Here is a 25,301-nt window from a genome sequence, read left to right on the forward strand (position 1 = left end):
CGACTTCAGGAGGCCGGTGAGAGGGGATCCCGGAGCGCAGCGCAGGGGCCGGATGATGGGAGCGCAGCGTTTTTTGGTGGGCTTGCCCCGTGACAACGGACGCCAAGAAGCTGGTTACAGAGCTAACTGCCTTAAGCCTTTTGCGAAAAGGTGAGTCAGCGTCGCCATCGCAAATGACGGTTCGCCGAGTCAAAACAGACCACTTCGCTCCTTGCTCCTTGCTCCTTGCTTCTTGCTTCTTGCTTCTTGCTTCTTGCTTCTTGGATGTGAGCATCCACATCAAGTAGGTATTCATTCGCGAAGGTGGCGCGTAGTCACCTTTCCGCCCTTCCGGCGGGTTACTTTGGTCGTGGCCAAAGTAACCAAAGCCGTCGGCTACCATCATCCGGCCCCTACGCTACGCTCCGGGGTCCCCTCACTCCGGACTTGCTCCCGGGAGGACCGCGCTGCAGGCCCCATCCTGGGGCCCAGCGCTTGACGGGCATCCATGCCCGTCACCTCCCTCCGCAAGCCCTGCGCTCGGCCTCCTGAAGTCGCAATCTGCGTCGCCTCAACTATCGCGCACTTAGAAGCAAGAGCAAGAGCAAGAGCAAGAGCAAGAGCAAGAGCAAGAGCAAGAGCAAGAGCAAGAGCAAGAGCAAGTTGGAAAAACCGTAATGCATGGTTCATTCAAGAAAGACACGTTCTATAGTCTGCTGGTCGCGAAATTGGCCGGCCGGTTTCAATATCGCCCAGGCCAAGTAATCCGACCAGAGCGAGAAAACTTCTAAATATTTCCAGAGGACTTATCCATAATCTTGTAGTCCATTTCCCAAATATATGCCCAGCTGTTGCCCTCCCCCCTTTCCGCGCCTAGCCTTGCCAAGCACTGACGGGGCAAGTCCCGTCGTTACATCAATATTCCGTACCCACATCCTTGCCAAGGAGCGGTAAACATGGCTTTTGACGCGTATTTGCAAATCAGCGATATCCCAGGCGAAGCCTTGGACGAAAAGTACAGCAAGTGGATTGAAGTGACCGGTTATGAATTCGGTGTAAGCCAAAGCACCTCCGCCACCGCAAGCTCCGCCGGCGGCGCCAGCTCTGGCCGCACCGCAGCCAGCAACTTCACCTTCACTAAGTTTCTCGACAGCGCCAGTTGCAAACTGATGGAGGCCAGTTGTGCAGGCCAGCATTTCAAGGAAGTGAAACTCGCGCTGTGCCGCGCGGGCGGCGACAAGCTCAAGTATTACGAAATCATTCTCGAAGAAGTGATCATCGCCGACTACACCCAGAGCGCCGCCGATGGCGTGCCGATCGAGGTGATTCAGCTCGACTACGGCCGAATCAAGACCACCTATACCCAGCAAAAACGCACCGACGGCTCCGGCGGCGGCAACATTGCTGGCGGGTGGGACCGGATCGGTAACAAGAAGTACGCATGAGGGGTCGCCATGTCTGAAGCCCGTGCGTTCATCAACCCCAGGATGCAAAGCTACCACACGCTCAAGGCCGGTTTCGCGCTGACCGGGCACTCGGCCAGCAAGTTTGACATCCTCAATTCGCACATTTTCAACAGCGTGGTCAGAGGCGGCGAACTGGTGATCGTCGGTGACTGGTCCACGCCTTCCTGCACCAGTCAGGAGGCATATCTGATGTCAAAAGCTGCCGTGACCCATATGGGGCTGATGCGCAGCGGGCAAGGTGCCGATGAGTTTTTTCTGGAGAACTTCGAACTGTTGAAGAGCTTGCTCGCCCACGCGTCAATGGGTGCAGGCGTGGTTAGCGATGGCTGGAGCAAGCATCTGAAAGCAATTGAGGACACATTGCTGGAAATCGAGAAATTGCACAGGGAGCATCTGGGCTCAGGGACGCTCAATGCCCGCGACCAGTTTTATGCCAAGCGTACGGCACTGTTCTCGAAACTTGACGAACAGTTGGGCAAGCTGGCGGCGTTCGGCGCTGGATTGCGCAACAAGGGATCGATCAAGAGGACACTGGCCATTTCTACGAAAAGCTATTTGCACACGGGTGAAATTGCGGGGTATGCGGATAAGGTTGCCGGGGTGGGCAAGGCTGCCAACCTGATCAAAAAGGGAACCTATATTGGCATAGCGCTTGACGTAGCAGCGACGGGGCTAGAGATTCGCCAGGCTTGTATTCTGGGCAGAGAAAGCGAATGCCAGCGTGCTGCATATGTAAACTCTGCATCATTAGCTGGAGGTCTGGCTGGTAGCGCTGTAGGCGGTTACCTAGGAGGGAGTATTGTTGCACCCGCAGTATGTGCGGCACTAGGAGTAGGGACTGCCGGACTAGGGGCACTCACCTGCGCGGTCATCGGTGGCGCTGCCGGGGCGAAGTTAGCCGGTGATTTCGCAGGAGAAAAAGGCGAGGTATTAGGTGACTTTTTGTATCACGAGTTCTCAAAATGACTAACATAGAGCCAGGACTGATCGCGCTGATCCTGATTACAGCAATGCTAATTGCCGCTAGCGCGCAAATTATTATCTCACACAAATACACCGAGCATTTTGAATCTTTCCTGCCCACCTCCCGCCTCGTATCTGACAACATCAAAAATTACCAGTACGCCGGACTCTTGGGCAAAACAATAAGAACCGGCCAGATTGCAACACTATTGGCCATCCCCAAAATCTTCATCTACAGGGGTTACGCTGAAATTGAGGAAATAAAAAATTTCCCCCTCCGCGAAAAGCGCATTTTGTTAACCCTATGGGTTATTCACATCACCTTGTTCATTGCACTGATGCTGTCGCATTATCTATGACTTCATGCCGATACGACTTGCCCCGAATCGAAACCTGACGTGGCAACGTAACGAGGGAATATTTCCTACAAAAGCCTGTACCACTGGCCGCGATAATGAGTGCAGAAGAGCTAAATACGTCCATGAATCTTCCTTGACAGGCCGTGTCGACGGGGGAAGGATAGCAGCAAGCTACGGTGGTACTATTGCCCCTAGTATTTGTCTCGCTCTTGGCGTGCCAACAGCCGATACAGGCGCACTCCTCTGCGCTGTTACTGGTGGGACTGAGGATAACGAATGCCTAGGAAGACAGGTAGATTGCAGAAGTTCTAAAATAGTCGAGAGTAGTTCATAGGCAGGTAGCGTGGGAGGAGGCCTAGTTGGTGCATATTACCCCATCGCCTGACTGAACACATTGAGTCAATGCCATCCAATTGCAAGTTAATCATCGAGGACAGAAAAACATATGCTGGACTTGGCCTTACCGGGAAAGTTTTTCGATTCAGAACAATATCTTTAATGCTAACCTTCCCGAAAGCCTATGCACGCAAAGGCTTAATAGATGCCAAAGAAGCAAACCAATTACCAAGCCACACGAAGAAATTACTCAGCAGACTCGTCATTGTGTGCATAGCGCTTTTTCTCGCACTGTTACTCTTTAGGGCATTCCTATATGTTGCCGATCATTACCAAACCCTTTGAAAGCAGCGCCAAACCTCAAGCACAAGCCCCAGCGAACCTCTCCCCCACCCCGCTGTCCTACTCAGCACCACCCAGCCTGTAAACCACGACCTTCGCAGGTGGGTTTGCCTCCGCGCTTGTGTCATCATGCTCCGACCGCCGGTGAGTCCTCCTAATAAGCCTTTCTATGAACAAACCATACGCATTGCTGCTTGCCTTCGCCCTGCTCCAGGGCTGCCAGAGCCTGGCCCCGCAAAAGGCCGAGCCTCCCGTCGCCGAAGCTGGCAAGGCAGAGGCGGAAAAGCCCGTGGTGTATGGTTCGTTCAAGCAGGACACACTCTATAGCCTGTTGGTGGCAGAGCTGGCCGGCCAGCGCAACCGTTTCGACATCGCCCTGGCCAACTACACCGATCAGGCGGCAAAAACCCAGGACCCAGCAGTTTCCGAGCGCGCCTACCGCATTGCCGAGTACCTCGGCGCCGACGAGCCGTCACTGGAGAATGCACTGGTCTGGGCGCGCAACGACCCGCAGAACCTCGACGCCCAGCGCGCCGCCGCCATCCAGCTGGCCCGCGCCGGCCGCTATGACGAGTCCATGGCCTACATGGAAAAGGTACTGCAGGGCCAGGGCGACACCCACTTCGACTTCCTCGCCCTGTCCGCAGCCGAAACCGATCAGAGCACCCGCGACGGCCTGCTACACAGTTTCGAACGCCTGCTGGTGAAATACCCCGACAACGGCCAGCTGATATTCGGCAAGGCCCTGCTGCTGAACCAGGACGGCAAGACCGAAGAAGCCCTGGAACTGCTTGAGTCGCACCCGGCACAAAACGGCGAAGTCGCCCCGATCCTGCTGCGCGCCCGTCTGCTGCAGGCCCTGGACCGTGGTCCAGAGGCCCTGCCACTGCTGCGCGGGGCGATTCGCGACAACCCAGACGACAAACGCCTGCGCCTCACCTACGCTCGCACCCTGGTCGAACAGGACCGTATTGCCGATGCCAAAGGCGAGTTCATCAGTCTGGTCCAGCAATACCCCGATGATGACGAATTGCGCTACTCGCTGGCGCTGGTGTGCCTGGAGAACAAAGACTGGGATGAAGCCGAAGGCTACTTGCAGGAGCTGATCGAGCGCGACAGCTACGTTGACGCCGCGCACCTGAACCTGGGCCGCATCCACGAGGAGCGCCACGACCCTGCTGGCGCTCTGGATGAATACGCCCTGGTCGGCCCAGGCCCAGACTACCTGCCGGCACAGCTGCGCCAGGCCGACATCCTGATCGCCAACGGCCGCGGCAGCGATGCCTCGCGCCTGCTCGCCGAAGCGCGCGAAGCCCAGCCAGACTACGCCATCCAGCTATTCCTGATCGAATCGGAAAGCTACAGCAACAACAACAAGGACGCCCAGGCCAATCAGGTGCTGCAGCAAGCCATCCAGCGCTACCCGGACGACCTCAACCTGCTTTACACCCGCGCCATGCTGGCCGAGAAGCGCAACGATTTGACGCAGATGGAAAAAGACCTGCGCGCCATCATCGCCCGCGAGCCAGAAAACGCCATGGCCCTGAACGCCCTGGGCTACACCCTGGCCGACCGCACCACCCGCTATGCCGAAGCCAAGGCGCTGATCGACAAGGCCCACCAATTGACCCCCGATGACCCGGCAGTGCTCGACAGCCTGGGTTGGGTCAACTATCGCCTGGGCAACCTCGACGTCGCTGAAACCTACCTGCGCCAGGCCTTTGCCAACTTCCCCGACCACGAAGTGGCCGCCCACCTGGGCGAAGTACTGTGGGCCAACGGCAAGCGCCGCGAAGCTCGCCATGTATGGGCCAAGGGCTTCGAGGCCCAGGCCGACAGCCCTATCCTGCGCAAGACCCTTTTGCGCCTGACCGGATCCGAGACTCTTTAACGCCATGTTCCTGCGCCATTGCATCACCTTTACCATGATCGCCCTGCTGGCCGGCTGTGCCGGCTTCGGTAGCCGCGAGGCCCTGCAGGGCCACGGCGACCCGCAGCAGTGGCGCGCCCACAAAGCGCAGCTGAGCAGCCTCGATGGCTGGCAGATCAACGGCAAGGTCGGTATCCGTGCCCCGCGCGATTCCGGCAGCGGCACGCTGTTCTGGCTGCAACGTCAGGACTATTACGACATTCGCCTGGCCGGCCCGCTGGGCCGTGGTGCCGCACGCCTTACCGGCCGCCCAGGTGGCGTGGTGCTGGAAGTGGCCAACCAGGGCCGCTACGAAGCCACCAGCCCAGAAGCCCTGCTGGAAGAGCAACTGGGCTGGCAACTGCCGGTTTCGCACCTGGTCTGGTGGGTGCGCGGCCTGCCCGCCCCCGACAGCAAGAGCAAGCTGACCCTGGATGGCGACAGCCGCCTGGCCAGCCTCGACCAGGATGGCTGGCAGGTGCAGTACCTGAGCTACACCGAACAGAACGGCTACTGGTTGCCCGAGCGCCTGAAGCTGCACGGCAAGGACCTGGACGTGACCCTGGTGGTCAAGGACTGGCAGCCGCGCCAGCTGGGGCATTGATCGCATGCAAAAGCTCACCCTGCCCGCCCCGGCCAAGCTCAACCTGTGGCTGCACATCATCGGCCGCCGCGCAGACGGTTACCACGAACTGGAAACGGTGTTTCAGTTTCTAGACCATGGCGACGAATTGAGTTTTGCCCTGCGTGACGATGGCGTGATCCGCTTGCACACCGAGATCGAGTCCGTCCCCCACGACAGCAACCTGATCGTACGGGCCGCGCGCATGCTGCAAGCACAATCGGGCACCACGCTTGGCGCCGACATCTGGCTGACCAAGGTACTGCCCATGGGCGGAGGTATCGGCGGTGGCAGCTCGGACGCCGCGACCACTTTGCTGGCCCTGGCCCACCTGTGGCAACTGGACTGGGACGAAGACCGCCTGGCCGCACTGGGCCTGAGCCTGGGCGCCGATGTGCCGGTGTTCGTACGCGGCCACGCAGCATTCGCGCAAGGCGTAGGCGAACAACTGACCCCGGTCGACCCGACCGAACCCTGGTATGTCGTGCTGGTGCCGCAAGTGTCTGTCAGCACAGTAGAAATTTTTTCACATCCACAGTTGACACGTGATTCTCTCCCCCTTAAGATGCGCCCCGTTCCCGAGGGAAACAGTCGAAATGACTGCCAACCGGTGGTAGAGCAGAATTACCCAGAAGTTCGCAATGCGTTGAATTCACTGGGAAAATTCACTGAGGCTCGACTAACCGGCACTGGAAGTTGTGTGTTTGGGGCCTTCCCAAGCAAAGCCGAAGCTGATAAAGTTCTGGCCCTTCTTTCAGCGACCCAAACAGGGTTTGTGGCGAAAGGAAGCAATATTTCGATGTTGCATCGCAAGCTGCAAAGTCTGGTCAAGAAGTCGAGCGCATGAGCGTTCGCAGCAACAGATACAGGGGCGTCGCCAAGCGGTAAGGCAGCAGGTTTTGATCCTGCCATGCGTTGGTTCGAATCCAGCCGCCCCTGCCATTTTCCTTATACTCATCCAGGTATACCCTCAGCCTTCAGGTACTGCGCGTGTCCAAGATGATGGTCTTTACGGGGAACGCTAACCCCGATCTGGCTCGGCGTGTCGTACGTCAGCTGCATATCCCTCTCGGTGACGTCTCTGTCGGTAAATTCTCCGACGGCGAGATCAGTACTGAGATCAATGAAAATGTTCGCGGTAAAGACGTTTTCATTATTCAGCCGACCTGCGCCCCGACCAACGATAACCTGATGGAACTGGTAGTGATGGCCGACGCCTTCCGCCGCTCCTCAGCATCCCGAATCACCGCCGTGATTCCCTACTTCGGATATGCCCGCCAGGACCGCCGTCCGCGTTCGGCACGTGTAGCCATCAGCGCCAAAGTCGTTGCTGACATGCTCACTGTCGTAGGTATCGACCGTGTACTCACCGTCGACCTGCACGCTGACCAGATCCAAGGCTTCTTCGATATCCCCGTCGACAACATCTACGGCTCGCCCGTACTGGTTGACGACATCGAAGACCAGCGTTTCGAGAACCTGATGATCGTCTCCCCGGACATCGGTGGTGTCGTGCGCGCACGCGCTGTCGCCAAGTCCCTGGGCGTCGATCTGGGTATCATCGACAAACGCCGCGAAAAGGCTAACCACTCCGAGGTTATGCACATCATCGGCGACGTCGAAGGGCGCACCTGCATCCTGGTAGACGACATGGTCGACACCGCAGGCACCCTGTGCCACGCGGCCAAAGCCCTGAAAGAGCACGGCGCTGCCAAGGTTTACGCCTATTGCACGCACCCTGTCCTGTCGGGCCGCGCCATCGAGAACATCGAGAAGTCGGTACTGGACGAGCTGGTGGTGACCAACACCGTTCCGCTGTCCGCCGCTGCTCAAGCCTGTGATCGTATCCGCCAGCTGGATATCGCACCGGTTGTCGCTGAAGCGGTACGCCGCATCAGCAACGAAGAATCGATCAGCGCGATGTTCCGCTAAGCGGGACACGTGTTGATGTGAAGCGCCCCGCCCCAACCTGTGTTGGGGCGGGGCTTTTTTGCCATCCCCGTTGGCGCTGGTCGCAAACGCCCTCGGGGGGCTATTTTGGAGAAACAAAATGACTGATTTTATTCTGAACGCCCAAGCGCGTACTGACCTGGGGAAAGGTGCGAGCCGCCGCCTGCGTCACTCGCTGAGCATCCCAGCCGTTGTCTACGGTGGCGATAAAGAAGCTCAATCCCTGACCATCCTGGCCAAGGAAATCACCAAGCTGTTCGAAAACGAAGCTGCCTTCAGCCACGTTATCGAACTGAACGTTGACGGTGTTAAGCAGAACGTCATCATCAAGGCCATGCAGCGCCACCCAGCCAAGCAGTTCATCATGCACGCTGACTTCGTTCGCGTCGTTGCTGGCCAGAAGCTGACCGCCAAGGTTCCGGTTCACTTCATCAACGAAGAAGCCCCGGTCAAGAAAGGCGGCGAGATCTCCCACGTTGAGTCCGAGATCGAAGTTTCCTGCGAAGCCAAAGACCTGCCTGAGTTCATCGAAGTTGACCTGGGCAACGCCGAAATCGGCACCATCATCCACCTGTCGGACCTGAAAGCTCCGAAAGGCGTAGAGTTCGTTGCTCTGGCCCACGGTGATGACAAAGCTGTTGCCAACGTTCACGCTCCACGCGTTGCTCCAGAAGCAGAAGGCGCTGCCGAGTAATCCACTCGCACGCCGGCGTTGATCGGGTTACAGTGCCGCGCGCACTGTAACCCACCAACTCCAAGGAAGAGCCCCTGACGTGACCGCCATCCAGTTGATCGTTGGCCTGGGTAACCCCGGCCCCGAGTACGAACAGACCCGGCATAACGCAGGGGCTCTTTTCGTTGAACGCCTTGCCAGCGCCCAGCGTGTTTCGCTGACCGCTGACAAAAAGTATTTCGGCCTGACGGCTAAATTCAGCCATCAGGGCAACGACGTTCGTTTGTTGATCCCCACCACCTACATGAACCGCAGCGGCCAGTCCGTAGCGGCCTTGGCCAATTTCTTCCGCATCAAGCCGGAAGCGATACTGGTGGCACACGACGAACTCGATCTGCCCCCGGGCGTTGCCAAGCTCAAGCGCGGCGGCGGCCATGGTGGGCACAACGGCCTGCGCGACATCATCGCGCAGCTCGGTAACCAGAACGACTTCCACCGCCTGCGGCTTGGCATCGGCCACCCGGGTGACGCCAAACTGGTATCCAACTTCGTCCTGGGCCGCGCGCCGCGCGCCGAGCAGGAGAAGCTCGACGCCAGCATCGATTTTGCCCTCGGCGTGCTGCCGGACGTGCTTGCCGGCGATTTCGCCAAGGCGATGCGCGAGCTGCACAGCCAGAAGGCCTGATTTCCTTTAGAGAGGGGAATACCCATGGGTTTCAATTGCGGCATCGTCGGCCTGCCCAACGTCGGCAAGTCCACCCTGTTCAACGCCCTGACCAAGTCTGGCATCGCGGCGGAGAATTTCCCTTTCTGCACCATCGAGCCGAACAGCGGCATCGTGCCTATGCCCGACGCTCGCCTGGCTGCGCTGGCTGAAATCGTCAAGCCAAACCGCATCCTGCCGACCACCATGGAATTCGTCGACATCGCCGGCCTGGTTGCCGGTGCCTCGAAAGGCGAAGGCCTGGGCAACAAGTTCCTCGCCAACATCCGCGAGACCGACGCCATTGCCCACGTGGTGCGCTGCTTCGAAGACGAGAACGTGATCCACGTTTCCAACAGCGTCGACCCCAAGCGTGACATCGAGATCATCGACCTCGAACTGATCTTCGCCGACCTCGACAGCTGCGAAAAGCAACTGCAGAAGGTAGCGCGCAACGCCAAGGGCGGCGACAAGGATGCCTTGGCGCAAAAGGCCATTCTGGAAAAGCTGATCCCGCACTTTACCGAAGGCAAGCCTGCGCGCAGCCTGATGAAGCACATGGCTGACGACGAAAAGGCCGTCATCCGTGGCTTCCACTTGCTGACCAGCAAACCGGTGATGTACATCGCCAACGTGGCCGAAGACGGCTTCGACAACAACCCGCACCTGGACGTGGTCAAGGCCATTGCCGAGGAAGAAGGCGCGGTCGTGGTGCCGGTGTGCAACAAGATCGAAGCAGAAATCGCCGAGCTGGAAGACGGTGAAGAGAAGGACATGTTCCTCGAGGCCCTGGGCCTGGAAGAGCCTGGCCTGAACCGCGTGATCCGCGCCGGTTACGAGCTGCTGAACCTGCAGACCTACTTCACTGCCGGCGTGCAGGAAGTACGCGCCTGGACCGTTCGCGTCGGAGCCACTGCCCCGCAGGCAGCCGGCGTTATCCACACCGACTTCGAAAAAGGCTTCATCCGCGCTGAAGTGGTGGCCTATGACGACTTCATCCAGTTCAAGGGTGAAGCCGGTGCCAAGGAAGCCGGTAAGTGGCGTCTGGAAGGCAAGGATTACATCGTCAAAGACGGCGACGTGATGCACTTCCGCTTCAACGTCTAAGCGGTAACCTGCAGCACACACAAACCCCTTGAGGCTTGCGCTTCAAGGGGTTTTGTTTTGCCCGGACATGCGCCCTGTGCAGGGGCGGCCTTGTGTCGCAACGGGCCACAAAGCGGGCCCCGCCCCCAGCATCTAAGCTGAGGTTCAGCGCCCTTCTCGCCCAGAGCCGACACCATGCCCCACCCCACTCGTTTCGACTGGCAACGCTGGCTCCCCGGCCTGGTCACCCTGCTCCACTACAAGGCAGCCTGGCTACCCAAGGACATCGCCGCCGGCCTGGTGCTCACCACCATGCTGGTGCCTGTGGGCATCGCCTACGCCGAGGCTTCCGGCGTCCCCGGCATCTATGGCCTGTACGCCACCATCATCCCCCTGCTGGCCTATGCCCTGTTCGGTCCCAGCCGTATCCTGGTGCTGGGCCCGGACTCGGCGCTGGCCGCGCCTATCCTGGCGGTGGTGGTGCAATACGCGGCCAGCGACCCACAGCGGGCGATCGCCATCGCCAGTATGATGGCCTTGGTCGCCGGGGCGTTCTGTGTGATTGCCGGGCTGCTGCGCCTGGGCTTTATCACCGAGTTGCTGTCCAAGCCCATCCGCTATGGGTACATGAACGGCATCGCCCTGACCGTATTGATCAGCCAGTTGCCCAAGCTGTTCGGCATCAAAGTCGACAGCGAAGGGCCCTTGCGCGACCTTTGGTCCTTGGGCCAGGCGCTATACGCCGGCCAAGGGCACTGGCCAAGCTTTGTCGTGGGTGCCGGTAGCCTGGCGCTGATTCTGCTGCTCAAACCGTTCAAGCGCCTGCCGGGCATCCTGATCGCCGTGGTACTGGCGACGCTGGCAGTGAGCGTGTTCAACCTCAATCAGATGGGCGTCAAGGTACTCGGGCAACTGCCCCAGGGCCTGCCCGGCTTCGTCTTCCCCTGGGTCAGCGACATTGACCTGGTCGAGGTGCTACTGGGCGGGATTGCAGTGGCGCTGGTGTCGTTCGCCGACACCAGTGTGCTGTCACGCTCCTATGCCGCGCGCCTCAAGATGCGGGTAAACCCCAACCAGGAAATGTTCGGCCTGGGCGTGGCCAACCTGGCCTCGGGGCTGTTCCAGGGCATACCAATCAGCAGCAGTTCGTCGCGTACCCCAGTGGCCGAAGCTGCCGGCTCGCAGACCCAGCTCACCGGCATCATCGGCGCCCTGGCGGTAACCCTGTTGCTGCTGGTAGCGCCCAATCTGATGCAGCACCTGCCCAACAGCGCTTTGGCTGCGGTGGTGATTGCCGCTGCACTGGGGCTGTTCGAGTTTGCCGACCTCAAGCGTATCTTCCGCATGCAGCAGTGGGAGTTCTGGCTGTCGTTCACCTGCTTTGTCGGCGTGGCAGTGTTCGGTGCCATTCCCGGTATCTGCATTGCCGTGGTGGTGTCGGTGATCGAGTTCCTGTGGGACGGCTGGCGGCCGCACCACGCGGTGCTTGGCCGGGCGGATGGGCTGCGCGGTTACCATGACATGCAGCGTTATCCACAGGCCCGGCGTATTCCAGGGCTGGTGCTGCTGCGCTGGGACGCGCCGTTGTTCTTTGCCAACGCCGAGCAGTTCCAGAACACAGTGATGGCGGCGGTAGACGCGTCGCCAACGCCGGTGCAACGGGTGGTAATTGCCGCTGAGCCTGTGACCAGTATCGATATCACTTCGGCGGACATGCTGGCCGAGCTGGACCGGGCATTGGAGGCGCGGGGGGTGGAGTTGCAGTTCGCCGAAATGAAGGACCCGGTGAAGGACAAGATGCGGCAGTTCGAGTTGTTCGAGCATATGGGGGAGAAGGCCTTTCATCCAACGGTGGGCGCAGCGGTGGATGCCTATCTGGAAGAGAGTGGGGTTGATTGGCAGCCCTGAATGGCCTGGGGGAGCGGGCTTAACTGCGAAGAAGCCCGCGCCGACTCCGAAGCCGGTCAATCCAGATCAACATGGCGCTGGCATACACCGACACCGCCAGAAACAGCGCCATACGCACCGCAAATGCCTTGTACACATCCTGCCCACCTGCACTGTCCTGCACCGACTGCCCCAGCAAGATCAACATGGTCGTCAGGCAACTGACCCAGTACGCCGGGCTCTGCCGGCTCGGCACCGCCTGGTACAGGCGCCGAGCCTGCCAGAGGGCGAACAGCAGTACCCACAAAAAGAACATCCACAGGTGAACGAACAGGCTCAGCGCTACCCACAGCGCTATCGCCAACACCCCGGCAAGCACGGTTGAACCGATCAGCTCGCGGCTGGCGTGCCGCGCGCGGGTTTCACCGGCTTGTTGCCCCACGCTCACGGCCTTCATGATCAACGGCATGTACTGGTCAGGGGCGATCAATGCCAGCAGAAAGGCCGGCATCACGATCAACGTGGCACGCAGCGCCACCCAGCTGACATGCTCGCTGCCCAGCAGCGGCGGCACCGGCGGCGCTGGCGCATTTGCAGGTTCGGGGAACAACCTGTGCGCCACTGACGTGCCCAGCACTGCCAGCAGCATGCCTTTGGCCAGCGCTTCGACCACCGACAATGCCAGGGTGAAGTCACTGGTGCCGGCAGCGGCGATCATGGTCAGGCCGACCACCAGCAGGTTGGCCAGCAGGCCGTTGCCGCCCTTCAGTGCATAGCGCAAGGTCAGGAAAACACCCACCCCGACCAGTAACACCCCGGCCAACGGAGCATGGCGCAACAGCGGAATCAGCAGCAACCCGCTGCCGCAAGCGAGCAGCACCAGTAACGCCAGGGCCGGTGCCGCACGCAGGGGCAATGGCTGACTGCGCATGGCCAGTAGCAGCACCGCAAACACCGGCGCCAGGATCGGCACCGGCAAGCCGATACCAAAGCTCACCGCCAGGCACAACGCCACACCCCAGGCCAGGCGCAGCGCCCGCAAGCGGCGCCATTCAATAGGCATACGACAGCCAGCTCATCAGCCACATGAACAGCCGGCCCAGCAGGTTCAGTGGGTTGCCTTCGCTGGGCAGGGCCATGACCTCGGCCTGACCACCGACCCGCAGCGCGGTCTTGTCCTGAAGCTGGTCGCGCTCCAGCTCCACAATAACCGGGAAACGCTGCGCCGAACGCAGCCACTCGCGGCTATTCTGCACGGTCGGCAGCGTACCCGGCGGCGTGCTCTGGCCCACGCTCACGCCATAGCCAATGCTGCGTATACGCCCTTTCAACACGGTGCCCGGTAGCGCATCGAGCACCACCAGCACCGGGGTTTCAGGACGCAAGCGACCGAGGTTGTTCTCGGTCATGTCGGCACTTATCCACACATCATGGATACTGATCAGGGTCATCATCGGGCTGCCCGCCCCGACATAGTGGCCAACGTCTGTGCGCAGGTCGGTGATCAACCCGTTCGCGTCGGCACGCACGACGGTACGGGCAAGGTCCAGGCGGGCCTTTTCCACATTGGCCGCAGCACTGCGCAGCTGGGCGTTGTCTTCCTGTGCCCCGCCCTGCTGCTCACGGGCGCGCTCCACTTCGGCGCGGGCTGCCGCCACTTGGCTGATGGCCTGGTCACGAGTGGCCTGGGCGCCTTCCAGGCGGCGCACCGACACCGTACCGGGGTCCTCGTCAATCAGCCGTTTGAGGCGCTCGGCGTCCTGCCGCGCCTTGCGTTCGTTGGCCTGGGCGGCCACCAGCGCTGCATGCGCCGAATCGATGCCGGCGGTACTGGCGCCGATCTGCCGGCGCACGGTATCGAGGTCGGCTTCGGCACGGGCCAAGGCAATGCGGTACTGCTCCTGATCGAGTTCGAACAGCACATCGCCCTGGCGCACCTCCTGGTTGTTGCCTACGGCCACACGCTTGATCTGCCCGGCCACTTCGGCGGCCACCGGGACCACGTAAGCCTGCAGGCGAGCTTGCTGGGTGTACGGCGTATAGCGGTCAGCCAGCAAGTACCAGAGCAGGCTGACGGCAATCAGCAGCAGCACCCAGCGCATGCCGCGATCCGGGGCTGACGGGGGCGGCGTGGGCGTGGCGTCGCTCATTCGGTTTCACCTTGTGCATGCGCGGAGGGGGCTGGCTCGTCGAGCAATTCGCCCCAGTCGGTGCGTTGCTGCATTTGCTGGCGGGTAGCCGGGTCGATCGGCGCGCGGCTGGCGTCCCAACCACCACCCAGGGCCTTGTACAACGTCACCAGGCTGCTGACCGCGTTGCCACGGCTGACCAGATAACCGTCCTGTTGCTGCAACAGCAGTTGCTGAGCATCGAGCACCCGTTGAAAATCAGCGAAGCCTTCGCGGTATTGCGAGCTGGCCAGATTCAGCGAGCGCTGCGCAGCCTGAGAGGCCTGCTCGCGAATGGTTGCACTCTGCAGCGAGCGCACCAGCCCGCTGGCAGCATCGTCGGCCTCACGGGCGGCTTCGCGCACGCCCTGCTGGTACAACTCGATCAGTTGCTGCAAGCGGGCATCTTCCACACGTACGGTGTTCTTGCGCCGGCCATAGTCGAACGGGTTCCAGATCAGGCTTGGGCCAGCCACCAGGTCGAAGGTGTCAGGCAGATGATTGGCCGATAGAAAGGTCCAGCCGATACTGCCGAGCAAGCTCAGCTGTGGATAAAGATCGGCCTCGGCCACCCCGACCAGCGCCGACTGCGCCGCCACTGCCTGCTCGGCGGCACGGATGTCCGGGCGGCGCTGCAGCAGGCTGGCCGGTACATCCTGCAACACTGCCCGGTTGGGCAAGGGCAGTTGGCCATGGCCGGCCGCCAGCTGCGGCAGCGGCCCAGGCGGGCGGCCGAGCAGCGAACACAGCACATTGCGCAGGGCATTGAGCTGGTTCTCGAACTCGGGAATGGTGGCCTGGGTCGCCAGGTATTGAGTACGCGCCTGCTGCCAGTCGAGTTCGTCATTTTCACCGTGGCGGAACAACCGCTCGGTGATCTCCAGGCTACGCGCCTGGCGCTTGGCGTTCTCTTGTGCAATAGCCAGCCGCGCTTCGGCAGTGCGCAGGGCAAAGTAGGTGTCGGCCACCTGCGCACGTAGCAGCAGCATGGCATCGGCGTAGTTGGCCTGGGAGGCGAAGTAGACGGCATCGGCGCTTTCGATGGCGCGACTGAAGCGGCCCCAGAAGTCAATTTCCCAGCCGATGTCGAAGCCCACGCTGGATTGCCAGAACACCGAATCACGGGCGGAGGGCGTACCGGACTGGTGCTGCTTCAGGTACAGGCTCTGCGCACTCAGTTGCTGCAGCTGTGGATAACGCCCGGTCTGCACGATGGCCAACTGGGCACGGGCTTCAGCGATACGCAGGCCAGCCACGCGCAGGTTGGTGTTGTTGGCGTCGGCCTCGGCTATCAGCGCGTCCAGCGTTGGGTCGGCAAACACTGCCCACCACTGGCGCAGGTCGGGCGCCGCCGCGCTGCGCCCGGCCTGCTCCAGCATTGGCGTGCTCCAGCTGCCCAACCACGGCGTTTGGGGCTTTTCATAATCCGGGCCGACTTGGGTGCAACCGGCCAGCACCATCAGCAGCCCCAGGCCACAGCAGCGGTTGGGCATGGCTCAGGCGGCAGGTGGTGCCGGTTGCTCCGGCACCTGCAGCGCAACCCATTGCCAGAACAACACGTAGGCCACGCCAAGGATTACCGGGCCGATGAACAAGCCGATGATGCCTTTGACCACCATCCCGCCCAATGCGCCGATCAGTACCACCGGCATTGGTACATCGACCCCGCGCCCCAGCAGCAGCGGCTTGAGCACGTTGTCGGCAAGGCCGGCGACAAAGGTGTAGACGGCAAAAATGATGGTCGCCACCGTGAAGCCTTCGGCGTTGAACACATAAATGATCACCGGCAAGGTCACCAGCGTCGCCGGGGCCTGTGCAATGCCCAGCATGAGGATGACGATGGCCAGCATCCCGGCACCAGGAACCCCTTTGACGATAAAACCAACACCGATCAGCAGCATCTGGATGAAGGCAATGCCAATCACCCCTTGTGCCACCGCGCGAATGGTAGCCGTACACAGCGTGGCCAGGGGTTTACCGCGCTCTGCGCCTGAAACCCGCATGGCGATGCGCTGGGCAGCGATTTCACCGCGTTCACCGAAGGCCATGATGACCCCGGAAATGATGATTGCACCGATGAACAGAAGGAAAGCCCCACCAGCGCTGGCCGCAGCGCCCAGCACTGTTAGCCCGGCCCCCTTGATCTGGGGCATCCACTGATTCAGCACACTGGCCATGTTTTCGGAGGCCGCCAACCACAGCGCATGCACCTTCGGCCCGATCAGTGGCCAGGTCGCCACGGAATCAGGCGGGACCGGCACGCTCCAGGCGCCGCTCTTGAGTAGCGTCACCAGGCTGTCCACCGATTCGCCAATGGACATCATCACCAGGTAGATAGGTACCAGCAGCAGCACCAGAACCAGTAGCACCACCAGCGTCGCCACATAGCCTTGCTTGAGCCCGGTGCGGCGCTGGATACGGCAATGCAACGGGTACAACGTAACCGCCAGGATCACCGCCCACATCATCAACTCCAGGAACGGCTGAAACACCTGGAAAGCGAAGATCACCAAGGCTGCTACCAGACCGGCCTTGATGAGCACATCGAGCAAGCCCCGCGAAAGGGCGCTGTCCAGCTTGAAACTCGACTGCATGATTCACCTCCCGATACCCAATGCGCCAGCAAGGCACAATTCACTGGCCCGTTTCAGGGGATGCCTGTACAGGGCTGTCATCGCGCAGCTGCCGCGCCAGGGCCATCATGACCAAGGGCACCACCGCCATCGACAAGGTGATGGCCAGCACCAGCAGGTCGTGTACCTGCTGGGTGAGTATCTGGTGCTCCAGCGCCAGCTTGAACACCACGAAGGCAAACTCGCCGCCCGAAGCCAGCACCACGCCCAGGCATAACGCCTGGGCCTGGTTGAGCCCACCGACCGTATGCCCCAGGCCATACAGAAAGGGCAGCTTGATCACCACCAACAGCACGGTGAGGCCCAGCACCATCAGCGGCATGCCGAACAGCAGGCGCAGGTCGGCACTCATACCTACGCCAACGAAGAACAATCCAAGCAGCAGGCCTTTGATCGGCTCGATCTGGGTTTCCAGTTCATGGCGGAACGGCGACTCGGCCATCAGCACACCGGCCAGAAACGCCCCCAGCGCCATCGACACACCCACATGCTCCATCAACCAAGCGGTGCCCAGCACGACCAGCAAGGCCGTGGCGGTCGACAGCTCAGGCAGGCCCGAACCCACCGTCCACTTGAATATCGGGGTCAGCAGATAACGGCCAAAAACAATCAGCACTCCAATGCCGACAGCTACAGCCAACAAAGGCCAGGCACCTTCGTCAGCAGTGCTGACATCGCCACCGAGCAGCGGCACCACGGCAATCAAGGGAATGGCGGCAATGTCCTGGAACAGCAGGATGGCCACGGCCAGGCGGCCATGAGGTTTGCCCAGGTCCTTGCGCTCGGCCAGTACCTGCAAGCCAAAAGCGGTGGACGACAGCGCCAGGCCCAGCCCCAGCACGATGGCGGCGGGTTTCGATTGGTCGAACAGCCAGAATGCCAGTAGCCCAAGCAGCACGGCGGTCAGCCCCACTTGCAAACTGCCGACGCCAAATAGCGCCCGGCGCATGGTCCACAGGCGCTTTGGGGACAACTCCAGGCCAATCACGAACAACAGCATGACCACGCCCATTTCCGACAGCCGCGCCACGTTGTCCGGGTTGCCGAGCAGGCCAAACACCGACGGACCAATCAAGATACCCGCCAAGAGATAGCCCGGTACTGCGCCCATTTTCAGACGCTGCGCCAGCGGTACCAGAAGCACCACAGCCAGAAGGAATACTACCGTCGCCTGCAACAGGCTGCCGTCATGTGGCATGAGCTCGTACCTTCGCAGCGCCCTGCAGGGAGGGGGTCAGAAACGTTCTTCGACGAACTTGAACGGGTAGGCGACCGCCTTGTACTTGCCGATCTTGCCGCGTTTGGGCAGCTTCACGTGCTGGTCGCGGGTTATATCCTTGTAGGGAATACGGCTGAGCAGATGGCTGATGATATTCAGCCGGGCGCGACGTTTGTCGTTGGAATTGGCCATGAACCACGGCGCCCAAGCGGTATCCGACGCCTGGAACATTTCGTCACGCGCTTGGGTGTATTCATCCCAGCGGCTATACGACTTGAGGTCCATCGGTGACAACTTCCACAGCTTGCGGCCGTCGTTGATGCGATCCTGCAGGCGCCGGGTCTGCTCATCGGCGCTGACTTCAAGCCAGTATTTGATGAGGATGATCCCTGAATCGACCATGACCCTTTCGAACCCGGGTACTCCGGTCAGAAACTTGTCCACTTGCTCGCCAGAGCAAAAGCCCATTACCCGCTCAACGCCCGCACGGTTGTACCAACTGCGATCGAAGATCACCACTTCACCCGCCGCAGGCAGATGGCCCAGGTAACGCTGCACGTACATCTGGGTCTTTTCCCGCTCGGTCGGTGCGGGCAGCGCCACTACACGAGACACCCGCGGGCTGACACGCTCGGTAATGGCCTTGATGGTGCCACCCTTGCCGGCGCCATCGCGGCCTTCGAAGACAATGCATACCTTCAGGCCCTTGGCGACCACCCACTCCTGTAGCTTCACCAACTCTACATGCAGGTTCTTGAGCGCTTTTTCGTACGCCTTACCGCCCAGCTTTTCTGGCTGTTTTTTGGAGGGCTTCCTGGACGGCTTCGACATGACACGCTCCTGAAGGCGAATGAAGAGTGAGTATGGTCGATTAATGCCAGTTTGCCGCTTCGCTTGCAGATTGATGTGGGGGCTGTCGTGCAGCCCCCGGGAGGCACTATTTGGCCAGCTTGTTGTAACTGGTCATCAGGTTGCGGTAGTCCGGGATATGGTTGGAGAACAGGGTACCCAGCCCTTCGATGTCGTTGCGCCAGTCACGGTGCAGTTCGCAGGCCACGCCGAACCAGGTCATCAGCTGCGCCCCGGCAGCCTCCATGCGTCGCCAGGCCGAATCACGGGTCAGTTCGTTGAACGTGCCAGAGGCGTCGGTGACGACGAATACCTCGAAGCCCTCCTCCAACGCCGACAGGGCCGGGAAAGCCACGCATACTTCAGTGACCACGCCAGCAATCAGCAGCTGTTTCTTGCCGGTGGCTTTTACCGCTTTGACGAAATCTTCGTTGTCCCAGGCGTTGATGTTGCCCGGGCGTGCAATGTAGGGGGCATCAGGGAACTGCTCTTTCAGCTCCGGCACCAGCGGGCCGTTGGGCCCCGTCTCGAAACTGGTGGTGAGGATGGTCGGCAGCTTGAAGTATTTGGCCAGGTCAGACAGGGCCAAGACGTTGTTCTTGAAGCGGTCGGGGTCGATGTCCCTTACCAGCGAGAGCAAGCCGGTCTGGTGGTCGACCAGCAGTACGGCTGCGTTGTTCTTGTCCAGACGCTTGTATTGGAAGGCCACAGTGGATCTCCTTGCTTCAGCGGGTTGGGAGTATCAGCGTAGGCAAGGATGGAGGGTGGGAGAGACCGTCAGTCGGCTTGCCTGTACTGCCATGTGCCCCATCAGTTCACAAATTTCTGAACTGATTATTTGCCGCCAGCGATTTTTCCCCTCGCCCACCGCCACCAGAATCGCTTCACCACAATCACAAAAAAACCGTGAGGCCACTCCCGTGGACCAGACACTTCAAGTGCGGCAAGCCGCCGCCGACCTCGTCGCGGCGTTCGCCAGCAACGACACCGCCCGCTATTTCGCTTGCTTCAGCGAAGACGCCACCTTTCTGTTCCACACCTTTCCGTATCCGCTGCTGTCGCGTCGCGCCTATGAAGAGCTCTGGGCCCAGTGGCAGGCCGAGGGCTTTACCGTGCTTGCCTGCGAATCGGGCAACGCCCATGTAAGCCTGCAAGGCGACGTGGCTGTGTTCATGCACGATGTGGCCACGCGTATCCGCATCGGCGGTGAAGAGCACCCGTTGAGCGAGCGCGAGACCATTGTCTTCCGCCGCCATGGTGACCAGTGGCTGGCCTGCCACGAGCACCTGTCGGTCGTAACACCGGCCTGATCACCCTTTACGCGGCGCTGCCGCCCTGCCATCGCACCCACAAAAAGGCCCGCGCACTGCGCTGGCTACAACAACCGCGCTGGAGCACCACCATGAGCCACTCGACCGGTATCGAGACCAACGGCGTCGAACAGATCCCCGCCGATCAACGCGACGCCTCCCCGCTGGACCTGTTCCGCCTGATCTTCGGCGGTGCCAATACCTTCGCTACCGCCGTACTGGGCAGCTTCCCGGTGCTTTTCGGGTTGTCATTCCAGGCGGGTGTGTGGGCGATTCTGCTCGGCGTTGGCATCGGCGCGCTGATCCTTGCACCGATGGGGCTGTTCGGTGCGCTTAACGGCACCAACAACGCCGTTTCATCAGGCGCGCACTTTGGCGTACACGGGCGCATCGTCGGCTCGTTCCTGTCGCTGCTCACGGCGGTGGCGTTTTTCTCACTCTCGGTATGGAGCTCGGGCGATGCATTGGTCGGTGGTGCCAAGCGCCTGGCCGGCCTGCCAGAGACCGACCTGACCCTGGGGCTGGCCTACGGTGTGTTCGCGGTGCTGGTCCTGGTGGTCTGCATCTTTGGCTTCCGCTTCATGCTGTGGGTCAACAAGATTGCCGTGTGGGCCTCGAGCCTGCTGTTCCTGCTGGGCATCGTCGCCTTTGCCGGGCCCTTCGATGCCGGCTACGCAGGCAGCGTCAACCTTGGCCAGGCAGGCTTCTGGGCTGCGTTCGTCGGCGCGGCGATCCTGGCCATGAGCAACCCGGTGTCGTTTGGCGCCTTCCTGGGTGACTGGTCGCGCTACATTCCACGCGAAACCCCCAAGGCACGCATCATGCTGGCAGTGATCGCGGCACAGGGGGCGACGCTGATTCCGTTCCTGTTCGGCCTGTGTACGGCCACCCTGGTCGCCACCCAGGCGCCGGACTACATTGCCGCCAACAACTATGTCGGCGGCCTGCTGGCAGTTGCCCCTAGCTGGTTCTTCCTGCCGGTGTGCCTGATTGCGGTGATCGGCGGCATGTCCACCGGCACCACCGCGCTGTATGGCACCGGCCTGGACATGTCCAGCGTGTTCCCGCGCCTGCTCAGCCGTGCTGGCGCTACGCTGCTGATCGGCGTGCTGGCGATTGGCTTCATCTTCATTGGCCGCTTCACCTTCAACCTCGTGCAGAGCGTATCGACCTTTGCCGTGCTGATCATTACCTGCACCAGCCCGTGGATGGTGATCATGATCCTTGGCCTGATTACCCGCCGCGGCTTCTACCACGCCGACGACCTGCAGGTATTCACCCGCGGCCAGCGTGGTGGCCACTACTGGTTCCTGCACGGCTGGAACTGGCGCGGCATGGGGGCGTGGATCCCCAGCGCGGCGGTTGGCCTGTGCTTCGTCAACCTGCCGGGGCAGTTCGTCGGCCCACTGGGTGACCTGGCTGGCGGCATCGACCTGAGCCTGCCGGTCACGCTGGGGCTGGCTGGCGTGCTGTACCTGCTGTTGCTCAACCTGTTCCCTGAACCTGCTGGCGTTTATGGCCCCCTGGGCCCGCGATGGGTGCGTTGCAAAAGCACCGCGCATACGCCTGTGACCACCGCCGAAATGGCCTGACTGGAAACCGACCATGACCACTTCCCACTATATCGCCGGCCATTGGGTCGAAGGCCAAGGCAGCGACTGCATCAGCGTCAACGACCCTGCGCTGGGGCAACCGTTCGCCGAGCTGATGGCCGCCAGCGTGAGCCAGGTCGACCAGGCCGTCGCCGCTGCCCGCAGCGCCCTGCCCGCCTGGAAAAGCACCTGCGCCAGTGAACGTGCCGCCTTCCTGCGTGGTGTTGCCGAACAGCTCGGGCAGCGCCGTGAAGCGCTTGTCACCCTGCAGATGCGCAATAACGGCAAACCGCGTCACGAAGCGGAAATTGACCTGGATGACGCCATCGCCACCTTTGGCTATTACGCCGAGCTGGCCGAGCAACTGCCATCGAAAAACCGCACAGTGCCGCTGGCTGCGCCGGGTTTCACCGCCCGCACCCGCCTTGAACCGGTGGGCGTGGTCGGCCTGATCGTGCCGTGGAACTTCCCGTTGGTGACCAGCGCCTGGAAACTTGCCCCGGCCCTGGCCGCCGGTTGCACCGTGGTGCTCAAGCCTTCAGAGGTCACTCCGCTGATCGAGCAGGCCTACGGCCAGATCGCCGACGCCCTGGGCCTGCCCGCCGGGGTGCTGAACATCGTCAACGGCAAGGCCGAGACCGGCGCCGCACTGAGCAACCACAACGGCCTGGACAAGTTGTCCTTCACCGGTAGCAACAGCGTCGGCAGCCAGGTGATGCGCAGCGCTTCGGCGCAGTGCCGGCCGGTGACGCTGGAACTGGGCGGCAAGTCGGCCATCGTGGTGTTCGATGATTGCGATGTCGATCAAGCGGTGGAGTGGATTGTTGCCGGCATCAGCTGGAACGCCGGCCAGATGTGTTCGGCCACATCGCGGCTGCTGGTGCAGGACGGCATTGCCGATGCACTGCTGCCGCGCTTGCAGGCGGCACTGGAAAACCTGCGGGTGGGTAATCCTTTGACCGAAGAGGTCGACATGGGCCCGCTGACCAGCCAGGCGCAATGGCTGAAGGTGGCCAGCTACTTTGCCACGGCACGGGAAGAAGGTTTGCAGTGCCTGGCTGGCGGCCATGCACTGGACCGTGAAGGCTGGTTCGTCAGCCCGACGCTGTATACCGATGTGCCGAAAGACAGCCGCCTGTGGACCGAGGAAATCTTCGGCCCGGTGCTCTGCGCACGGCGCTTTGCCAGCGAGGAACAGGCCATTGCCGAAGCCAATGACAGCCGCTTCGGGCTGGTGGCTACAGTATGCTCTGCCGACCTGGAACGCGCCGAGCGCGTGGCCGATGCGCTGGAGGTTGGCCATGTGTGGATCAACTCGGTGCAGGCGGTGTTCGTCGAGACGTCCTGGGGGGGCACCAAGGGCAGCGGGATCGGCCGTGAGCTGGGGCCTTGGGGGTTGTCAGCCTATCAGTCGGTCAAGCATGTAACCCGCTGTCTGGGCTGATACCGCAAGGGGCCGGGTTGAAGCTTTTCACCGGTGTCAGTCGACAGGCAGCAACCTGCAGCTTCAACGGCGGCAATGCCTGGAAAGGCTTTGAAATCGAGGTGATTAATCATCAAACCGTGGGGCAAGGCGAAATCTATGGTTTTCCGGCCTCCTCGCGGGTAAGCCCCCACAGGTAATCCACAACACCTCAGCCCTGTGGTCATCTTGTGGGAGCGGGCATGCCCGCGAAGAAAACCAACGCGGTGGATGGCACCGGCTTTGCCGGTGTTCGCGGGTGAACCCGCTCCTACAACGGCCTGTGCTGTGTGTAGGAGCGGGTTTACCCGCGAATACGGTGGCGGCTGCGACGGTGAGCGGCGGGTGGAAATTGGCCAGCAGGGCCGGCCCTTTCGCGGGTGAACCCGCTCCTACAGGCCACCGCGAAGGCTTTTAAAATGTTGAGCGCCCACGAGCAGTTTCACCCGCGAAGAGGCCGGTACAGGTCATACAAACATTCCCCCGCGTGACTTTCTCCATTGCCCGCAAAGTCCCACTTCCTGGTACCCCCATAATCACAACACCAGGCCGGACCACCCATGCACCCTCAACGCACCGCCTTGCACAATGAACTGCACGCCCGTCCGTCACTTTATTTCGACGGCCCGGCGCATGTCTTCCACCTGGCCTTGCTCGGCGGCGATGCTGCCTGTACAGCATTGCTGCAGCGCTGCTGCCCTGATGTTTCGGACACCGGTGCCGCACAAGGCATCACTGCCATGGATGGCCACCCGTTCAAATGGGAGCGGCACACCGAGTTCTTCACGTTGACGCTGGTTGTGCCATGCACCACAGCCGATACCACATGGCAAACCCTGCCGCCGGTGCTGGCCGAGGCGATTGCGCCGCAGGTGGCGCAGGTGATCAATGCAGTGCAGGTGCTGGTACGTCACGAACAGGACCTGAACCTGGCCGATTACGGCTTCAAAGACCCGTGCGGCTCGTGCGTGGGTGGTGGCGATGCGGTGGTGTGGAGCGACTTCCGCCTGACCGAGGATGGCACCAACCGCTTCCTGTTCATCAACAGGCGCCTCAATGCCTACCGCCAGGGCCGCATGATCCGCCGCCTGCTGGAAATCGAGACGTACCGCATGATGGCTTCGCTGACCCTGAGCACGGCCAAGCAACTGAGCCAGGAACTGGATACTTTCGACAAGACCCTGGTCTGCCTCTCCGAGCGCAGTGCCGGGGTCGATGGCCATGATTCCAAGGGGCTGCTGGAAGCCATTGCCCACCTGTCACGTCAGGTTGTAAGCCGCACGGTAAAAACCCGTCACCGCTTTGGCGCCACCCAGGCCTACGCACAGCTGGTGTTCGAACGCCTGGGGGAGTTGCGGGAAAGCCATGTGGGCGACTGCCAGCGCCTTGGGGTATTCATCGAGCGCCGGTTCAAGCCGACCGTGCGTTACTGCGCAGCTACCGAGCAACGGCTGGAGCAGTTGGCGAAGAACGTGGCCAACCTGGGCGATTTGCTGCAGGCGCGGGTGCAAGTTGAGATGGAGGAGCAGAACGCCGAGATCTTGCGCAGCCTCAATGCCCGGGCAGATGCCCAGGTGAAAATCCAGCGAGCGGTGGAGGGGCTGTCGATCATCGCCATCACCTATTACCTGCTGAATCTGTTCAAGCTTTTGTATGGCGGGCTGAATGTACTGGGGTTGGGACTGACGGCGCGCGATGGCTTGATGGCCATGGCGCCGCCAGTCCTGCTGGTGCTGCTGGTGATACTGCTGCGTATCAGGCAGGCCAAACAGCATTGAGTTGGGGGGCCTTGC

Annotated in this window: 23 protein-coding genes and 1 tRNA gene; 17 read left to right on the forward strand and 7 right to left on the reverse strand. The window is 61.2% G+C overall.

Going from position 1 to position 25,301, the window contains the following annotated elements; translation table 11 throughout:
- Positions 1 to 935: 935 nt before the first annotated feature.
- The 12 genes from ACTJJN_RS23655 (at position 936) to ACTJJN_RS23710 (ending at position 12,296) form a co-directional block, all read left to right on the forward strand.
- Positions 936 to 1,424 (forward strand): Hcp family type VI secretion system effector, encoded by a 489-nt coding sequence (locus tag ACTJJN_RS23655; protein ID WP_440781665.1) that lies wholly within the window; start codon positions 936 to 938, stop codon positions 1,422 to 1,424.
- 9 nt (positions 1,425 to 1,433) lie between these two features.
- Entirely contained in the window at positions 1,434 to 2,411 is a 978-nt protein-coding gene (locus ACTJJN_RS23660) for a hypothetical protein (protein ID WP_266028608.1), read from the forward strand.
- Positions 2,408 to 2,767 (forward strand): hypothetical protein, encoded by a 360-nt coding sequence (locus ACTJJN_RS23665; RefSeq protein WP_014755319.1) that lies wholly within the window; start codon positions 2,408 to 2,410, stop codon positions 2,765 to 2,767. Before ACTJJN_RS23660 ends, ACTJJN_RS23665 begins: the two co-directional genes overlap by 4 nt.
- Positions 2,768 to 3,614: 847 nt before the next feature.
- A complete protein-coding gene (locus tag ACTJJN_RS23670; RefSeq protein WP_012051182.1) occupies positions 3,615 to 5,336 on the forward strand; it encodes a tetratricopeptide repeat protein in 1,722 nt (573 codons plus the stop codon).
- Positions 5,337 to 5,340: 4 nt separating this feature from the next.
- Entirely contained in the window at positions 5,341 to 5,958 is a 618-nt protein-coding gene (lolB, locus tag ACTJJN_RS23675; RefSeq protein WP_003247402.1) for a lipoprotein insertase outer membrane protein LolB, read from the forward strand.
- A 4-nt stretch (positions 5,959 to 5,962) separates the two neighbouring features.
- The gene (ispE, locus tag ACTJJN_RS23680; protein ID WP_221100766.1) at positions 5,963 to 6,823 is read left to right on the forward strand and encodes a 4-(cytidine 5'-diphospho)-2-C-methyl-D-erythritol kinase; all 861 of its coding nucleotides are present in this window, start codon (positions 5,963 to 5,965) and stop codon (positions 6,821 to 6,823) included.
- 20 nt (positions 6,824 to 6,843) lie between these two features.
- Positions 6,844 to 6,918 (forward strand) — tRNA-Gln (locus ACTJJN_RS23685).
- A 48-nt stretch (positions 6,919 to 6,966) separates the two neighbouring features.
- Positions 6,967 to 7,908, forward strand: a complete 942-nt coding sequence (locus tag ACTJJN_RS23690) for a ribose-phosphate pyrophosphokinase (protein WP_003247410.1) — start codon at positions 6,967 to 6,969, stop codon at positions 7,906 to 7,908.
- 118 nt (positions 7,909 to 8,026) lie between these two features.
- Positions 8,027 to 8,620, forward strand: coding sequence for a 50S ribosomal protein L25/general stress protein Ctc (locus ACTJJN_RS23695; protein ID WP_003247411.1), 594 nt, complete (start codon positions 8,027 to 8,029; stop codon positions 8,618 to 8,620).
- 79 nt (positions 8,621 to 8,699) lie between these two features.
- Entirely contained in the window at positions 8,700 to 9,284 is a 585-nt protein-coding gene (pth, locus tag ACTJJN_RS23700; RefSeq protein WP_003247413.1) for an aminoacyl-tRNA hydrolase, read from the forward strand.
- A 24-nt stretch (positions 9,285 to 9,308) separates the two neighbouring features.
- Positions 9,309 to 10,409, forward strand: a complete 1,101-nt coding sequence (ychF, locus tag ACTJJN_RS23705; protein WP_003247414.1) for a redox-regulated ATPase YchF — start codon at positions 9,309 to 9,311, stop codon at positions 10,407 to 10,409.
- A 174-nt stretch (positions 10,410 to 10,583) separates the two neighbouring features.
- A complete protein-coding gene (locus tag ACTJJN_RS23710) occupies positions 10,584 to 12,296 on the forward strand; it encodes a SulP family inorganic anion transporter (protein ID WP_012051178.1) in 1,713 nt (570 codons plus the stop codon).
- 19 nt (positions 12,297 to 12,315) lie between these two features.
- On the opposite strand, the gene ACTJJN_RS23715 is transcribed toward ACTJJN_RS23710, so the two are convergent.
- The 7 genes from ACTJJN_RS23715 to ycaC form a co-directional block, all read right to left on the reverse strand.
- Positions 12,316 to 13,338 (reverse strand): DUF2955 domain-containing protein, encoded by a 1,023-nt coding sequence (locus ACTJJN_RS23715; RefSeq protein WP_276216905.1) that lies wholly within the window; start codon positions 13,336 to 13,338, stop codon positions 12,316 to 12,318.
- Positions 13,328 to 14,425: an HlyD family secretion protein gene (locus ACTJJN_RS23720; protein ID WP_324737377.1), complete on the reverse strand. Its 1,098-nt coding sequence runs from the start codon at positions 14,423 to 14,425 to the stop codon at positions 13,328 to 13,330. Before ACTJJN_RS23720 ends, ACTJJN_RS23715 begins: the two co-directional genes overlap by 11 nt.
- A complete protein-coding gene (locus tag ACTJJN_RS23725) occupies positions 14,422 to 15,936 on the reverse strand; it encodes a TolC family protein (protein WP_324737376.1) in 1,515 nt (504 codons plus the stop codon). Before ACTJJN_RS23725 ends, ACTJJN_RS23720 begins: the two co-directional genes overlap by 4 nt.
- Positions 15,937 to 15,939: 3 nt before the next feature.
- Complete coding sequence (locus tag ACTJJN_RS23730) at positions 15,940 to 17,037, reverse strand: AI-2E family transporter (protein WP_003247421.1); 1,098 nt, start codon at positions 17,035 to 17,037, stop codon at positions 15,940 to 15,942.
- Positions 17,038 to 17,077: 40 nt separating this feature from the next.
- Positions 17,078 to 18,274 carry a monovalent cation:proton antiporter-2 (CPA2) family protein gene (locus ACTJJN_RS23735; protein WP_192907556.1) on the reverse strand — a complete coding sequence of 399 codons (1,197 nt, stop codon included), beginning with the start codon at positions 18,272 to 18,274 and terminating at the stop codon, positions 17,078 to 17,080.
- Positions 18,275 to 18,310: 36 nt separating this feature from the next.
- Positions 18,311 to 19,126, reverse strand: coding sequence for a polyphosphate kinase 2 (gene ppk2, locus ACTJJN_RS23740; RefSeq protein WP_440781666.1), 816 nt, complete (start codon positions 19,124 to 19,126; stop codon positions 18,311 to 18,313).
- A gap of 106 nt (positions 19,127 to 19,232) precedes the next feature.
- Complete coding sequence (gene ycaC / locus ACTJJN_RS23745; RefSeq protein ID WP_010951959.1) at positions 19,233 to 19,853, reverse strand: isochorismate family cysteine hydrolase YcaC; 621 nt, start codon at positions 19,851 to 19,853, stop codon at positions 19,233 to 19,235.
- A 211-nt stretch (positions 19,854 to 20,064) separates the two neighbouring features.
- Between ycaC and ACTJJN_RS23750 the strand changes: the two genes are divergently transcribed.
- From ACTJJN_RS23750 to ACTJJN_RS23770, 5 genes are all read left to right on the forward strand, one after another.
- Positions 20,065 to 20,454: a nuclear transport factor 2 family protein gene (locus tag ACTJJN_RS23750; RefSeq protein ID WP_017148094.1), complete on the forward strand. Its 390-nt coding sequence runs from the start codon at positions 20,065 to 20,067 to the stop codon at positions 20,452 to 20,454.
- Between the two features lie 92 nt (positions 20,455 to 20,546).
- Complete coding sequence (locus ACTJJN_RS23755) at positions 20,547 to 22,046, forward strand: purine-cytosine permease family protein (RefSeq protein WP_004575698.1); 1,500 nt, start codon at positions 20,547 to 20,549, stop codon at positions 22,044 to 22,046.
- A 13-nt stretch (positions 22,047 to 22,059) separates the two neighbouring features.
- A complete protein-coding gene (locus ACTJJN_RS23760) occupies positions 22,060 to 23,490 on the forward strand; it encodes an aldehyde dehydrogenase family protein (protein WP_088513498.1) in 1,431 nt (476 codons plus the stop codon).
- Between the two features lie 17 nt (positions 23,491 to 23,507).
- Positions 23,508 to 23,669, forward strand: a complete 162-nt coding sequence (locus ACTJJN_RS23765) for a hypothetical protein (protein WP_158249204.1) — start codon at positions 23,508 to 23,510, stop codon at positions 23,667 to 23,669.
- A gap of 399 nt (positions 23,670 to 24,068) precedes the next feature.
- Positions 24,069 to 25,286: a DUF3422 domain-containing protein gene (locus ACTJJN_RS23770; RefSeq protein ID WP_119714157.1), complete on the forward strand. Its 1,218-nt coding sequence runs from the start codon at positions 24,069 to 24,071 to the stop codon at positions 25,284 to 25,286.
- Positions 25,287 to 25,301 lie beyond the last annotated feature (15 nt).

The organism is Pseudomonas sp. 22515 (genome assembly GCF_052044625.1).
Lineage (GTDB): Bacteria > Pseudomonadota > Gammaproteobacteria > Pseudomonadales > Pseudomonadaceae > Aquipseudomonas > Aquipseudomonas alloputida.